The following is a 15,339-nucleotide window of genomic DNA, read 5'->3' as shown; positions in this document are numbered from 1 at the left end:
ACATCACCCTCCCCGACCACACCCACCCCGACGCCACCCGCTTCACCCTCCACCCCGCCCTCCTCGACGCCGCCCTCCACCCCGCCCTCCTCGGCATCTCGGATGAAGACGGCACCGGCCGGCCCATGCTCCCGTTCGCTTGGGAAGGCGTCGAACTCCACACCCCCGGCGTCTCCGAGGTGCGAGTGCACATCACCCGCGCGCCGCACGGCGACGGCATCGCCCTGCGCATCACCGACCGGAACGGCTTGCCGGTGCTGTCCGTGAAAACCTTGGTGTCACGCCCGGTGACGGCGGAACAACTGGGCCACGGCACCGGCGACTCACTGTTCGTCATCGAATGGAGTGCCCTGCGGCCCAGCGGCGAGACAACGCCCACGCCCCCGGAGCTGACGGCCTGGGAGCAACTGCCGGCCGAAGGACCGGTAACGGGCGTGGTCGTGCTCCACCCCACTCAGCCCGCCGAGCCCGCCGAGCCTGCCGAGAGGACCGGAATCGACGAGACTGCCGGCCTCCGTCACCACGCCGACATCCCCACCACCGTCCGCAGAACCACAGAACACGTCCTCACCGCCCTCCAGACCTGGCTGGCCGACGAACGCTTCGCGGACGCCACCCTCGCGGTCGTCACCCACCACGCGGTCGCCACCACCGAGGGAGCCTCCGTGGACGTCACCCAGGCGCCGTTGTGGGGCCTGGTCCGGGCCGCGCAGGCCGAGAACCCGGGCCGCTTCCGCCTCGTCGACACCGACGAGGCGACCGTACCTCCCACCGCCCTGGCACTCGGCGAGCCGGAGATGGCCGTACGAGGCGGCCGAGCATTCATCCCCAGGCTCACGCCCCTCGACGCCCCACCGAAGACGGAACCCCCTGCCGACACCGCCGGTCCCGCCTCCGCCGCCCCCCACCCCCCCTGCACGCCTTGGCCCTCCGACGGCACCGTCCTGATCACCGGCGGCACCGGAGGCCTCGGCGCCCTCCTCGCTCGCCACCTCGTCACCGAACACGGCGTCCGCCACCTCCTCCTCACCAGCCGCCGCGGTCCCGAGGCCCCGGGCGCCGCCGCCCTGCGCTCCGAACTGACCGGGGCCGGTGCCGACGTCACCGTCGCAGCCTGCGATGCCGCCGACCGGGAGGCGCTCGCCGCCCTGCTGGCCGGCATTCCGGACGACCGTCCGTTGCGCGCCGTCGTGCACGCGGCCGGCGTGGCCGACAACGGCCTGATCGGCGCGCTCACCCCCGAGCGACTGGACGCCGTCCTCGCGCCGAAGGCGGACGCGGCCTGGCACCTGCACGAGCTGACCGCGGACCTGGACCTGACCGCGTTCGTGATGCTGTCGTCGGCCGGTGGACTGGTGATGGCGGCCGGGCAGGGCAACTACGCGGCGGCGAACGTCTTTCTGGACGCGCTCGCCCATCACCGCCGCGCCGCAGGGCTCCCCGCGACGGCCCTGGCCTACGGACTGTGGGGCGTGAGCAGCGGGCTGGCCGCCGAACTGGGCGAGGCCGACCTGGAACGGATGCGGCGTTCCGGCACCCCGCCGCTCTCGGCCGAAGAGGGCCTGCGCCTGTTCGACGCGTCCCTCACAGCAAGCACGCCGACCACCCCGACGACCCCAACCACCACTCCCACCACTCCCACCACCCCAACCACTCACACAACCCGAACCACTCCTACAACCGAAACCACTCCCACGCCCGCACCCCCAGCCGCCCCCGTCCCCCTGCGCATCGACCGAGCCGCCCTGCGCAACCGCCCGGACGAAGTCCCCGCCCTCCTGCGAGGGCTGGTGCCCGAGAGCCGTCACCGAAAGGAGGCGCCCGGCACGGCAGAACCCACCTCCGACGCGGGCGACGCACTGCGGCAGCGGCTCGCCGTCCTGGACGACGACCAGCGTGCCCGCGCCGTGCTGGACGCGGTCCGCGGGCATGTCGCCGGCGTCCTGGGCCACGCGTCCGGTGAGGACCTCGAACCCCACCGCCCCTTCGGGGAACTGGGCTTCGACTCGCTCTCGGCCGTCGAACTGCGCAACGGGCTCAATCGGGCCACCGGTCTTCGGCTGCCCGCGACCCTGGTGTTCGACTACCCGTCCGCCGCAGCCGTCGCCGACCACATCCACGAACTCCTGCGGCCGGTCCTCGACGGGACGCGTTCCGGCTCGCGGAACGCATACGCGAACGCCCTGTCCGCCGTCGACGCCGAACTCACCCGACTGGAGACGCTGTTCGCGCAAGTGGAACACGATGAAACCGGTGAAAAGGAACGCGACCGGATAGCGGCCCGATTGCGGGCGATCGCCTCCAAATGGGCCGACGGCCACCCGGCGTCGGACTCCGCCTCCGCCATCGCATCCGGCCCCGTCACGGCCTCCGCCTCCGCCTCCGTATCCGCCTCCACGGACAGGACCGGAGCGGACGACGACGGAACGGATTTGAGCGACGTCACGGCGGACGAGCTGTTCGACATCCTCGACGGCGAGCTGGAGACCCCTGCCCAGTGACCCGGACGCGGTGAGGGGGACGCCTGACCTGGGCGTCCCCGCACCCCAGCAGCCGGTCTAGGGGTGACTGGGGTGCGGTTAAGGGTCGGCCCAGGTTGGCCCCCACAAAGGTGGTCCGTAGCCTCGAGCCGGCGCGGAAGTCCCTGACGAAGGGCCCGCCGACGACGGAAACCGAGCCCGGGGCAATCGACCGGGGGAAACCGATCGGGGAAACCCAGACCGGGAAACCGATCGGGGAAACCGAGACCGGGGGAAACCCAGACCGGGGAAGACCGAGAAATCCGAACACCGAGAAAACCGGCACCGAGAAAACCGGCATCGAGAAGACCGTCGCCGAGAAGTCCCGTCCCAGGGCCTCGGAGATCCGTGAACCGTGAGGAGTGGACCTCGGTGAGCAATGAGCAGAGGCTTCTCGAATACCTCAAACGCGCCACCGCCGATTTGCGCGACGCGCGGAAGCGGCTCGCCGAGAACGAGCGGCAGGCGAATGAGCCGATCGCCGTCGTCGCCATGGCCTGCCGTTACCCGGGCGGCGTCGATTCGCCGGAGGGCCTGTGGGACCTCGTGACGGACGGCGTGGACGCGATCTCGGCCTTCCCGTCCGACCGAGGCTGGGCCGAGGACGTGTACGACCCGGAGCCGGGCCGGCCCGGGAGGACGTACGCGCGTGAGGGCGGTTTCCTGTACGACGCCGGCGACTTCGACAGCGACTTCTTCGGCATCAGCCCGCGTGAATCGCTCGGGATGGACCCCCAGCAGAGGCTGCTGCTGGAGGTGTCCTGGGAGGTGTTCGAGCGGGCCGGGATCGACCCGGTGTCGCTGAGGGGCAGTTCGACGGGTGTCTTCGCCGGGGTGATGTATCACGACTACGCCCTGGGGCGGTCCGCCGCGAGTTCCAGCGGCGGCAGTCTCGTCTCCGGCCGGGTCGCGTACAGCCTGGGGTTCGAGGGGCCGGCCGTCACCGTGGACACGGCATGCTCGTCGTCGCTGGTGGCACTGCACTGGGCCGGACAGGCGCTGCGCCGCCGGGACTGCGACCTCGCCCTGGCGGGCGGCGTGACGGTGATGTCCACGCCCGACATGTTCGTCTACTTCAGCGAGCAGCGGGGCCTCGCCTCGGACGGCCGGTCGAAGTCGTTCTCCGCGTCCGCCGACGGGGTCGCCTGCTCCGAGGGTGCGGGTGTGCTGCTGCTGGAGAGGCTGTCCGACGCCCGTCGCAACGGGCACCCGGTCCTCGCGGTGATCCGCGGCTCCGCCGTCAACCAGGACGGCGCCTCCCACGGCCTCACCGCCCCCAACGGCCCCTCACAGCAGCGGGTCATCCGGCAGGCGCTGGCGAACGCGGGCCTGTCCGCGGCCGACGTGGACGCCGTCGACGGACACGGCACCGGCACGCGGCTCGGCGACCCCATCGAGGCACAGGCGCTGCTCGCCACGTACGGTCAGGACCGGCCGGAGGACGAGCCGTTGTGGCTCGGCTCGGTGAAGTCCAACATCGGGCACACGCAGGCGGCGGCGGGCACGGCGGGCATCATCAAGATGGTCGAGGCCATGCGGCACGGCCGGCTGCCGAAGTCCCTGCACCTCGACCGGCCTTCCCCGCATGTGGAGTGGTCTCAGGGCAACGTCCGGCTGCTCACCGAGGAGGTCGACTGGCCGGACCGGGGACGTCCGCGCCGGGCCGGTGTCTCCTCGTTCGGCATGAGCGGCACGAACGCCCACGTCATCATCGAGCAGGTCCCGCGGCCCGAGGCATCCCTGGAGCCCGCCGAGCCAAAGGAACTCAACGAGTACGAGCACGAGTGCGACAAGGCCGGCACGAGGACGGGCGTACGGCTGCCCGTCCTCGCCTGGGTGCTGTCGGGACGGACGCCGGACGCGCCGGCCGGACAGGCGCGCAAGCTGCTGGCCGCCACCGGACCGGACCCCCGTGACCCCGTGTCCGTCAACGCGGCGCCTGCGAACCCGGCGTCCGCGAACCCCGCCTCCACCGACCGCACCTCCGCCCACCCCACCGCCGCCGCCCCCACCCACACCTCCACGGATCCGGCCTCCGCGCTGGACATCGCCTACTCCCTGGCGACCTCACGAGCCCGGTTCGAGCACCGGGCGGCCGTCGTCGGCCGGGACCGGGAGGAACTCACCCGCGGACTCGCGGCGCTGGCGGCCGGCGAGCCGCACCCGGCCGTCGTGCAGGGCACGGCACGTTCCACGGGACGGACGGCGTTCCTGTTCACCGGGCAGGGAGCGCAGCGGCTGGGCATGGGACGGGAACTCCACGCCGGCTATCCGGTGTTCGCGGCCGCGTTCGACGCCGTGACCGCCGAGCTGGACGCCCGGCTCGACCGCCCCCTGCGCGAGGTGATGTGGGGCGAGGACGAGGGGCTGCTCCACCGGACCGCGTACACGCAGCCCGCGCTCTTCGCCTACGAGGTGGCGTTGTACCGGCTGGTGGAGTCCTGGGGCGTCCGCCCCGATCATCTGGCCGGTCACTCCGTCGGCGAGATCGCCGCCGCCCATGTCGCCGGCGTGCTGTCCCTGTCCGACGCCGCCGAACTCGTCGTGGCGCGCGGCAGGTTGATGCAGGCCCTGCCCGCGGGCGGCGCGATGGCGGCCGTGGAGGCCGCCGAGGACGAGGTGCGTCCGCTCCTCGACGACCGGGTGAGCATCGCGGCCGTCAACGCCCCGCGGGCGGTCGTCGTTTCGGGCGACGAGGACGCGGTAGCGGCGATCGCGGCCCGCTTCGGGGCCGAGGGACGCAGGACGAGCCGCCTGGCCGTCTCCCACGCCTTCCACTCCGCCCTGATGGACCCGATGCTCGCCGCCTTCCGCGAGGTCGCGCGGCGGCTGTCGTACGACAAACCGCGCGTCCCGGTCGTGTCCACGGTGACCGGCGTCCGCGCCGAGGAGCTGACGGACCCGGAATACTGGGTGCGGCAGGTCCGCGAGGCCGTCCGGTTCGCGGACGCCGTCGGCCACCTCGACGCACAGGGCGTCACCCGCTACCTGGAACTGGGCCCGGACGCCGCGCTGACCGCGATGGCACGGCACACCGCCGGGTCCGAGCACGCCGTGTTCGCCGCCGCCGGACGCCGCGACCGGGCCGAGCCGGACACGCTGGTCGCCGCCGTCGCCCGGCTGCACACCAGCGGGGCGGCCGTGGACTGGGAGGCGTTCCACGCCGGCGCCGGGGCCCGCCGGGTCGACCTGCCCACGTACGCCTTCCAGCGCCGGCGGTACTGGCTGGCCCCGCCCGCCGCCGACCAGGGCGTCGTGGACGCGGGCCTGGACACCGTCGTCCACCCGGTCCTGCGTGCTCGCGTGTCGCAGCCCGAGGGCGCCGAGCTGCTGCTCACGGGACGACTGTCCGCCGAGCGGCTGTCCTGGCTCGGGGATCACGAACTGCTCGGCAGCACGGTGTTCCCGGGGGCGGGTCTGGTGGAGCTGGCGCTCGCGGCCGGTGACCGGGCCGGCTGTCCGATGCTGCTCGAACTGTCGGCCGAGGCGCCACTCGTCCTCCCCGGCCGGGGCGGGCTCGTCCTGCGGGTGCGTGTGGGCGCTCCGGACGACGGCGGGCGGCGGAAGCTGACCGTCCACTCGCGCCCCGACGACCCCGGGCAGCCGTGGACCCGCAACGCGACCGGCATGCTCGCCGCCGCGTCGGCCGCGCCCACCACGTCGGCCGCCGCCACGACCTCCACGGCCTCCACGGCCTCCACCACCTCTGCCGCCCCGACCGCCCCCGCCGAACGGCCCGCACCCGCGCCCGCGCCCGCACGCAACCCCGCACCCACGCCCACCTCCGCATCCGTATCCCTGAACGCCTGGCCACCCCCCGGCGCGGAGCCCCTCGACGTCGACGCCGTCTACGACCGCCTGCTCGCCCGGGGGCACGTCTACGGCCCCGCCTTCCAGGGCGTCACGGCGGCCTGGCGGCGCGGCGGTGAGCTCTTCGCCGAGGTCGCCCGCCCGGCCGACGCGTTCCACGCCGACGCGCTGGAGGAGACGGAGGGGACCGACGCCGGGAATCCGTTCGTCCTGCACCCGGCCCTTCTCGACGCCGCCCTGCACCTCGCCCTGGTCGACCGGCCCGACGACGAGCCGCCGCTGCCCCTGCTCCCGGCCTCCTGGACGGGCGTGCGCGCCCATGCCTCCGGCGTCTCGGCAGGGCGGGTGCGGATCGCGTCGGCGGAGGGCGGCGGGGTGACGGTGACGCTGGCCGACGAGGACGGCGTCCCGGTGTTCTCCGCCGACACGGTCGGCTGGCGGACCGTCTCCGCCGACGACCTCGCCGCGCACCGTCCCGACGGCCCGCCGCCGTCCCCCTCGGCGACCGCGCCGCCCCGCCCGGCCGTGCGCCGCGGCGCGGACCTGCGGCGACGTCTTACGGGACTCGACGCTGCCGAACGCGCCCGGACCCTGCTGGACGCGGTACGGGCACACGTCGCCACCGTCCTCGGCCACTCCTCCCCGGACGCCGTCGAACCCGACCGGGCGTTCGGGGAACTGGGCTTCGACTCGCTGGCCGCCGTCGAGCTGCGCAAGCGGCTCAGCGCGGCGACCGGGCTGAACCTGCCCGCCACGCTCGTCTACGACCATCCGACGGCCCGCGGCGTCGCCGAGCACCTCCACGGCGCGCTCGACCCCGCGGGCGGCGACCCGGTACGGCCCGTCCTCGCCGACGTCGACCGGCTGGACGCGGCCCTCACGGCACTCCCGGCGCTCGGTCCCACCGACGACGGGCACGCCGCGATCACCGCCCGCCTGGAGGCCCTGCTGCGCAAGTGGCGCGACGCGCACGGCAGTTCCCCGACCGGCGGCGCCGGCGACCGCGATCTGTCGGCGGCCGGCGACGACGAGCTGTTCGACCTGCTCGACAGCGAACTCGGCACTCCCTGACGCCCGTTCCCCGCCGGCTCCCTCCCCGCGAACAGTTCGAGATTGGCTGAGTGTGATGAGCAACGACGACAAGCTCCGGGACTATCTCAAACGCGCCGCCGCCGACCTCCAGCAGACCAAGCGGCGACTGCGCGAACTGGAGGACCGGCAGCACGAGCCGGTCGCGATCGTCGCGATGAGCTGCCGCTACCCCGGCGGCATCGGCTCGCCGGAGGAACTGTGGGACCTGGTCGCGGCGGGCCGGGACGCCATCTCCTGCTTCCCGGCCGACCGCGGCTGGGACGTCGACGCCCTGTACGACCCCGAGCCGGCGGTCACCGGAAAGACGTACTGCCGGGAAGGCGGGTTCCTGCACGACGCGGGCGACTTCGACGCCGGCTTCTTCCGGGTCAGCCCGCGGGAGGCCCGCGCGACCGACCCGCAGCAACGGCTGCTGCTGGAGACCTCCTGGGAGGCGCTGGAGCGTGCGGGGATCGACCCGACCTCGCTCAAGGGCAGCCGTACCGGCGTCTTCACCGGCGTCGTCTACCACGACTACGCGGTGGGCGGCGGAACCGGCGGCATGGCCAGCGTCGCCTCCGGCCGGGTCGCCTACGTGCTGGGCCTGGAGGGGCCCGCCATCACCGTGGACACCGCCTGCTCGTCGTCCCTGGTCGCCCTGCACTGGGCCGTGCGGTCGCTGCGCGCGGGCGAGTGCTCGATGGCGCTGGCCGGCGGAGCCACCGTCATGGCGCACCCGTCGTCATTCGTCGGCTTCAGCCAGGAACGCGGCCTCGCCCCCGACGGGCGCTGCAAGTCCTTCGCCGCCGCGGCCGACGGCACCACCTGGTCCGAGGGCGTCGGCATGCTGCTGGTCGAACGGCTCTCCGACGCCCGCCGCAACGGGCACCCGGTCCTCGCCGTGATCCGCGGCTCCGCGGTCAACTCCGACGGTGCGTCCAACGGCCTCACCGCGCCCAACGGGCCCTCCCAGCAGCGGGTGATCCGCCAGGCGCTGGCCGAGGCCCAGCTGTCCGCCGCCGACGTCGACGCGGTCGAGGCGCACGGCACCGGCACCGTCCTCGGCGACCCGATCGAGGCGCAGGCCCTCCTCGCCACCTACGGCAGGGACCGGCCCGCGGACCGACCGCTGTGGCTCGGCTCGTTCAAGTCGAACATCGGCCACGCGCAGGCCGCGGCCGGCGTGGGCGGCGTCATCAAGATGGTGCAGGCCATGCGGCACGGCGTACTCCCGCGCACCCTCCACGTGGACGAGCCGACGCCGAAGGTCGACTGGTCGTCCGGCGGCGTCCGGCTCCTCACCGAGGAGATCGCCTGGCCGGAGGGCGCAGCCCCGCGCCGCGCCGGAGTCTCCTCCTTCGGCATGAGCGGCACCAACGCCCACGTCATCGTCGAACAGGCGCCGGAGGAGCCCGACGCCCGTACCGAGCAGCCCGCGACGCCCACGGCCGGCTCCGTACCCCTCGTGATCAGCGCCCGGACGGGGGACGCCCTTGCCGCGCAGGCCGCCCGCCTCGTCGCGCACCTCGACACCCACCCCGGACAGGGCCTGACCGACCTCGGCCTCTCGTTGGCGACCAGCCGGGCCGCGATGGAACACCGCGCCGTGATCGTGGCCGGCGACCGGGACGCATTCGCCCGGGAGCTACGGGCCCTGGCCGACGGCAGGCCCACCGCGAGCACCGCCCTCGCGAGCGCCCGCCCCGACGCGCCGACCGCCTTCCTCTTCACCGGACAGGGCGCGCAACGCCTCGGAGCGGGCCGCGAACTCCACGCCGCCCACCCGGTGTTCGCCGCCGCCTTCGACGAGACGGCCGCCGCTCTGGACCGGCACCTGGAGCTTCCCCTCACGGACGTGCTGTGGGGCGAGGATCCCCGGGCGCTGGAGCGCACCGCCTACGCCCAGCCCGCCCTGTTCGCCGTCGAGGCGGCCCTGTTCCGGCTCCTGGAGTCCTGGGGCCTGCGGCCCGACTTCCTGGCCGGGCACTCCGTCGGCGAACTGACCGCCGCCCACGTCGCCGGCGTGCTGTCCCTGTCCGACGCCGCCGAACTCGTCGCCGCCCGCGGTCGGTTGATGCAGGCGCTGCCCGCCGGCGGCGCCATGACGGCCGTGCAGGCGAGTGAGGACGAGGTACTGCCCCTGCTCGCGGGCGAGGTGGGCATCGCGGCCGTCAACGGCCCCGCAGCGGTCGTGATCTCGGGCGCCGAGGACGCGGTCTCACGGATCGCCGCGGTCTTCGAGGCGCAGGGACGCCGCACCAGGCGGCTCGCCGTCTCCCACGCCTTCCACTCGCCCCTGATGGACCCGATGCTCGCCGACTTCCGCCGGGTCGCCGAGCGGATCACCTACGGCGAACCCCGCATCCCGGTCGTCTCCGCCCTCACCGGCGAACCCGCCACCGGTGACGACCTGCGCTCGGCCGACTACTGGGTGCGCCACGCCCGGGAGACCGTCCGCTTCCAGGACGCCGTGCGCGCCCTGGAGGCCAAGGGCGTCACCACCTTCCTCGAACTCGGCCCCGACGCCGCGCTCACCCCCATGGGCGCCGACTGCCTGACCGCCGACGAGGACGCCCCGGACCGCGCGGCCTTCGCGCCGGTGCTGCGCCGCGACCGGGGCGAGGACCGGGCGGCCGTCGGCGCCCTCGCCCTCGCCCACGCCCGCGGCGCCACGGTCGACTGGCCCGCCTTCTTCGCCGGGCGCGAGGCCCGCCGGGTGGACCTGCCGACGTACGCCTTCCAGCACCGCCGCTACTGGACCGACGGCAGCAGCCCCGACGACGGCGGCGCCGGTCCGGACGGCGCCCCCGCCCCGCACCCGTCCGGCACGCCCGAGGACGCCCTCTTCTGGGACGCCGTCGAACGCGAGGACGCCACCGCTCTCGCCGAACGGCTCGGCCTCGACCCGACTGCCCTCGCCCCCGTGCTGCCCGCGATGTCCGCCTGGCGGCACCGTCGGCGCGAGGAGTCCGAGGCCGACGCGGTCCGCTACGAGGTGACCTGGACGCCGGTCACCGACCGGCCCCCAGTCCCGCTCACCGGTACCTGGCTCGTCGCGGCAGCGCCCGGCGCCCCGGCCGAGGCGCTCACCGCCGCCCTCGCCGCGCGCGGCGCCCGCACCGTCCACGTCGACGCGGCCGGCGCCGACCGCGCCACCCTCGCCGACCTGCTGCGCGCACACACGCCCGCCGGCGCCGAGGACACCCCTGCCGGTGTCGTCTCCCTCCTCGCCCTCGACGACCGCCCCCACCCCGAACACCCCGCTCTCTCCCGCGGGCTCGCCGACACCGTCGCCCTCGCCCAGGCGCTCGGCGACATCGGCTGGAACGGGCGGCTGTGGTGCGTCACCACCGGCGCCGTCTCCGTCTCCGTCGGGACGGGACCCGGCGCCGGCACGGGACCCGATGCCGACGAGCCGGCCCACCCCGCGCAAACCGCCGTATGGGGCCTCGGCGCCGGACTCTCCCTGGAGAGCCCGCAGACCTGGGGCGGCCTCGTCGACATCCCCGCCGGCGACGCCAGCGACACCACCCTGCGCCGCCTGTGCGACGCCCTGTCCGGCGCCACCGGCGAGGACCAGCTGGCCGTCCGCCCGCACGGCGTCCTCGCCCGCCGCATGGTCCACGCCGCCGGCCACGCGGCCCCCGAGCCCGCATGGCGCCCGCGCGGCACGATCCTGATCACCGGCGGCACCGGCGGCCTCGGCGCCCACGTCGCCCGCATGCTCGCCCGGCACGGAGCACCGCACCTCGTCCTCGCCGGCCGCCGCGGACCGCAGGCTCCGGGCTCCGCCGAACTCGCGGCCGAGCTGCGCCGATCGGGCGCCGAGGTCACCGTCGAGGCCTGCGACATGGCCGACGGCGCCTCCGTGCACACCCTCCTGACCGCCCTGCGCGCCGACCCCGACCGGCCCCTCACCGCCGTCTTCCACGCCGCCGGCGTCGCCCAGCGCATGGCGCCCCTCGGCGAACTGACCCTCGCCGAGATCGCCGACGTCGCCACGGCCAAGGCCCTCGGCGCACGACACCTCGACGAACAGCTCGGTGACACCCCACTCGACGCCTTCGTGCTCTTCTCCTCCGGCGCCGCCCTGTGGGGCAGCGCCGGCCAGTCCGCCTACGCCGCCGCCAACGCGTTCCTCGACGGACTCGCCGACCACCGCCGCGCCCGCGGACTCACCGCCACCTCGATCGCCTGGGGTTCCTGGCAGGGCGGCATGGTCGACGCCGAACTCGCCGCCATGATGCGCCGCATCGGCGCCCCCGCCATGGACCCCGCCCTCGCCGTCGCCGCGCTGCGCCGCGTCCTCGCCCTGCGCGCAGCACGCCCCGTGATCGCCGCGTTCGACTGGCCCCGCTTCGCCCCGACCTACACCCTCGCCCGCCCCCGCCCCCTGCTCGACGCCCTCCCCGAGGTCCGCGCCGCCCTCGAAGGCGACGACACCGGCGACACCTCGGAAGGCGCGGCGCTCGTGGCACGGCTCGCCGTCCTGCCCGAGGCCGAACAGCGACGGACCCTGCTGGAGTTGGTGCGCTCGCACGTCGCCGCGCTCCTCGAGTACGACGACCCCGCCGACGTCGCACCCGCCCGTGCCTTCGACGACCTCGGCTTCGACTCGGTCGCCGCCGTCAACCTGCGCACCCGGCTCAGCACCGCCACCGGCCGCAAACTCCCCACCGGCGTGATCTTCGACCACTCGACCCCGGCAGCGCTCGCCGAACACCTGCGCACCGAACTCCTCTCCGGCGGCGGCACGGGAGCCCTCGGCGTCCTCGCCGACCTCGACCGCTTCGAGGAGGCCGTCTCGGCGCTGACGGCCGAGGAGATCGAGGGCAACCGGATCATGGCGCGCCTGCAGAGCCTGGTGACGCGCCTCACCGACACCCTCGCCGCGCCCGGCGGCGGCGAAGACGTCGGCGACCAGCTCGAAACGGCCTCCGCCGACGAGCTCTTCGACTTCATCGACAAGGAACTCGGCCTCGCCTGATCGAGTGCGCGAACGGCTCCGACGAACCAAAGGACTCGGTGGACCTCACGATGGCGAACGACGACAAGCTCCTCGACTACCTCAAGCGTGTCACCGCCGACCTGCACCAGACCCGGCGCCGGCTCCAGGAGGTCGAGGGCCAGGAGCAGGAGCCCATCGCCATTGTGGCCATGAGCTGCCGCTACCCCGGCGGGATCGCGTCCCCCGAGGACTTGTGGGAGTTTGTGGCCGAAGGGCGCGACGCCATCACCGAATTCCCCGCCGACCGCGGCTGGGACCTCGACCGGCTCGGCGGCGGGACCGACAGCGAGCACCTCGGCACGAGCTACGTCCACGAAGGCGGCTTCGTTCACGACGCCGGGGACTTCGACGCCAGCTTCTTCGGCATCAGCCCCAACGAGGCACTCGTCACCGACCCGCAGCAGCGGCTGATGCTGGAGGCGTCCTGGGAGGCCTTCGAACGCGCGGGCATCGACCCCGAGTCCCTGCGCGGCGGCCCCGTCGGCGTCTTCGCCGGATCCGGCATCCAGGACTACGAGCACCTCCTCGGCTCCGTCCCCGAGATCGCCGAAACGTACATGACCACCGGCAACGCGGCAGCGGTCATCTCCGGCCGCATCTCCTACACCCTCGGTCTGGAAGGCCCCGCGGTCACCGTCGACACCGCCTGCTCCTCGTCGCTGGTCGCCCTCCATCTCGCCGTACAGGCCCTGCGGCAGAAGGAGTGCACCCTGGCACTCGCCGGCGGCGTCATGGTGATGTCCACCCCTTCCCCCTTCATCGCCTTCAGCAAGCAGCGGGGCCTCGCCCCCGACGGCCGCTGCAAGTCCTTCGCCGAAGCCGCCGACGGCACCGGTTGGTCGGAGGGCGTCGGCGTCCTGCTGCTCGAACGGCTCTCCGACGCCAAGCGCAACCAGCACCCCGTGCTCGCCCTCGTCCGTGGCAGCGCGTTCAACCAGGACGGCGCCTCCAACGGCCTCACCGCCCCCAACGGCCGCGCCCAGCAACGCGTCATCCGCCAGGCCCTGGCCAACGCCCGGGTGCCCGCCGCCCAGATCGACGCCGTCGAGGGCCACGGCACCGGAACCACCCTCGGCGACCCGATCGAGGCCCAGGCCGTCCTGACCGCCTACGGACAGGACCGCCCCCAGGACCGGCCCCTGTGGCTCGGCTCGATCAAGTCGAACATCGGCCATGCCCAGGCCGCCGCCGGCGTGGGCGGTGTCATCAAGATGGTGATGGCGATGCGGCACGGCCTGCTGCCGCGCACCCTCCACGTCGACGAGCCGTCCACCCATGTCGACTGGACGGCCGGCCACGTGCGCCTCCTCACCGAGGCCACACCCTGGCCCGAGACCGACCACCCGCGCCGCGCCGGAGTCTCCTCGTTCGGCCTGAGCGGAACCAACGTCCACGTCATCGTGGAACAGGCGCCGGCCGACGCCACGGAAGCCTCGGAACCCGTCGCCGGCCGACCGGCCCCCGTTGCGCAGGCCACCCGAGCGCCGCTGCCCTGGCTCGTCTCGGGACGCGGCGCGCAGGCCCTGCGCGCCCAGGCGGCACGCCTTCACGACCACCTCACGACCGACGCCGCCACCTCCCTGGACATCGCCCACTCCCTCGCCACCTCCCGCGCGGCGCTCGAACACCGGGCGGTCGTGCTCACCGACACCCGCGACACCGGCCTCGCAGCCCTCAGCGCCCTCGCCGCCGACGAAGCCCGCCCCGGCGTCGTCCGGGGCGTGACCAACACCGGCTCGACCGCCTTCCTGTTCACGGGGCAGGGGGCGCAGCGGTTGGGGATGGGGCGGGAGTTGTATGCGGCTTATCCGGTGTTCGCGGCGGCGTTCGATGCGGTGGCGGGTGAGCTGGATGTGCTTCTCGATCGGCCGTTGCGGGATGTGGTGTGGGGCGGGGACGAGGGGCTGCTGAACGGGACGGGGTGTGCTCAGCCTGCGTTGTTTGCGTTCGAGGTGGCGTTGTTCCGGTTGGTGGAGTCGTGGGGGGTGCGGCCGGACTTCGTTGCGGGGCATTCGGTCGGTGAGGTGGCTGCGGCGCATGTGGCGGGTGTGTTGTCGCTGGCGGATGCGGTGCGGTTGGTGGCTGCTCGGGGCCGGTTGATGGAGGCGTTGCCGGCGGGTGGGGCGATGGTGGCGGTGCAGGCGTCCGAGGACGAGGTACGGCCGCTGCTCACCGGCGATGCCGACATTGCAGCGGTCAACGGCCCGCAGGCGGTGGTGGTCTCGGGTGCGGAGAGCGCGGTGTCGGAGGTCGCGGCTCGTTTTGAGGTTGAGGGGCGGAAGACGACCCGCCTGGCGGTGTCCCACGCGTTCCACTCGTCGCTGATGGAGCCGATGCTCGCGGAGTTCCGCGAGGTCGCGAGTCGGCTGACGTATGCGCAGCCGCGGATAGCGGTGCTCTCGACGGTGAGCGGTGCTCTCGGCGAGGACCTGACCGATCCCGGCTACTGGGTGCGCCAGGTCCGGGAACCGGTCCGTTTCGCCGACACCGTCCGCGTCCTGGAGGCCGAAGGCGTCACGCAGTTCCTCGAACTCGGCCCCGACGGTGTCCTGGCCGGGATGGCCCGGCAGAGCGTCGAGTCCGAAGACGCGGTTGTCGTGGCGGCCTCGCGCCGCAACCGTCCGGAACCAGAAACCCTCGTGACGGCCCTGGCCCACCTGCACACCGCAGGCGTCGCAGTCGACTGGGAAGCGTTCTTCACCGGCTCCGGTGCCCGCCGGGTCGAGCTGCCCACCTACGCCTTCCAGCGCGAGCGCTACTGGGTCGACACCCAGCAGTACCTGGCGAACTCCTGGCTGGGCGGCGAAGTGGGCGGTGTCCCGTCGGCGGGTCTGGTGTCTGCTGGGCATCCGTTGCTGGGTGCGGTGGTGCCGTCGCCGGATTCGGACGGGGTGACGTTCACGGGTCGGTTGTCGCTGGGTTCGCACGGGT

At 74.0% G+C, this 15,339-nt stretch carries 4 protein-coding genes; all 4 read left to right on the top strand.

Annotation, left to right across the window (positions count from 1 at the left end; genetic code table 11):
* A partial coding sequence (locus ABZY13_RS32550) for a type I polyketide synthase (protein WP_356637250.1) occupies positions 1 to 2,501 on the top strand: 2,501 nt, incomplete at its 5' end.
* A 390-nt stretch (positions 2,502 to 2,891) separates the two neighbouring features.
* Complete coding sequence (locus tag ABZY13_RS32545; protein ID WP_356637248.1) at positions 2,892 to 7,400, top strand: beta-ketoacyl synthase N-terminal-like domain-containing protein; 4,509 nt, start codon at positions 2,892 to 2,894, stop codon at positions 7,398 to 7,400.
* 55 nt (positions 7,401 to 7,455) lie between these two features.
* Positions 7,456 to 12,387: a type I polyketide synthase gene (locus ABZY13_RS32540; RefSeq protein WP_356637246.1), complete on the top strand. Its 4,932-nt coding sequence runs from the start codon at positions 7,456 to 7,458 to the stop codon at positions 12,385 to 12,387.
* Between the two features lie 50 nt (positions 12,388 to 12,437).
* Positions 12,438 to 15,339 (top strand): type I polyketide synthase (locus ABZY13_RS32535; protein ID WP_356637244.1); only part of this gene is annotated, 2,902 nt, incomplete at its 3' end.

The sequence above is a fragment of the Streptomyces sp. NPDC006610 genome (genome assembly GCF_040611575.1).
In the GTDB taxonomy this organism is placed as follows: domain Bacteria; phylum Actinomycetota; class Actinomycetes; order Streptomycetales; family Streptomycetaceae; genus Streptomyces.
Note: the sequence above shows the minus strand (reverse complement) of the source record. Positions and strands in the feature narration are given on the sequence as shown.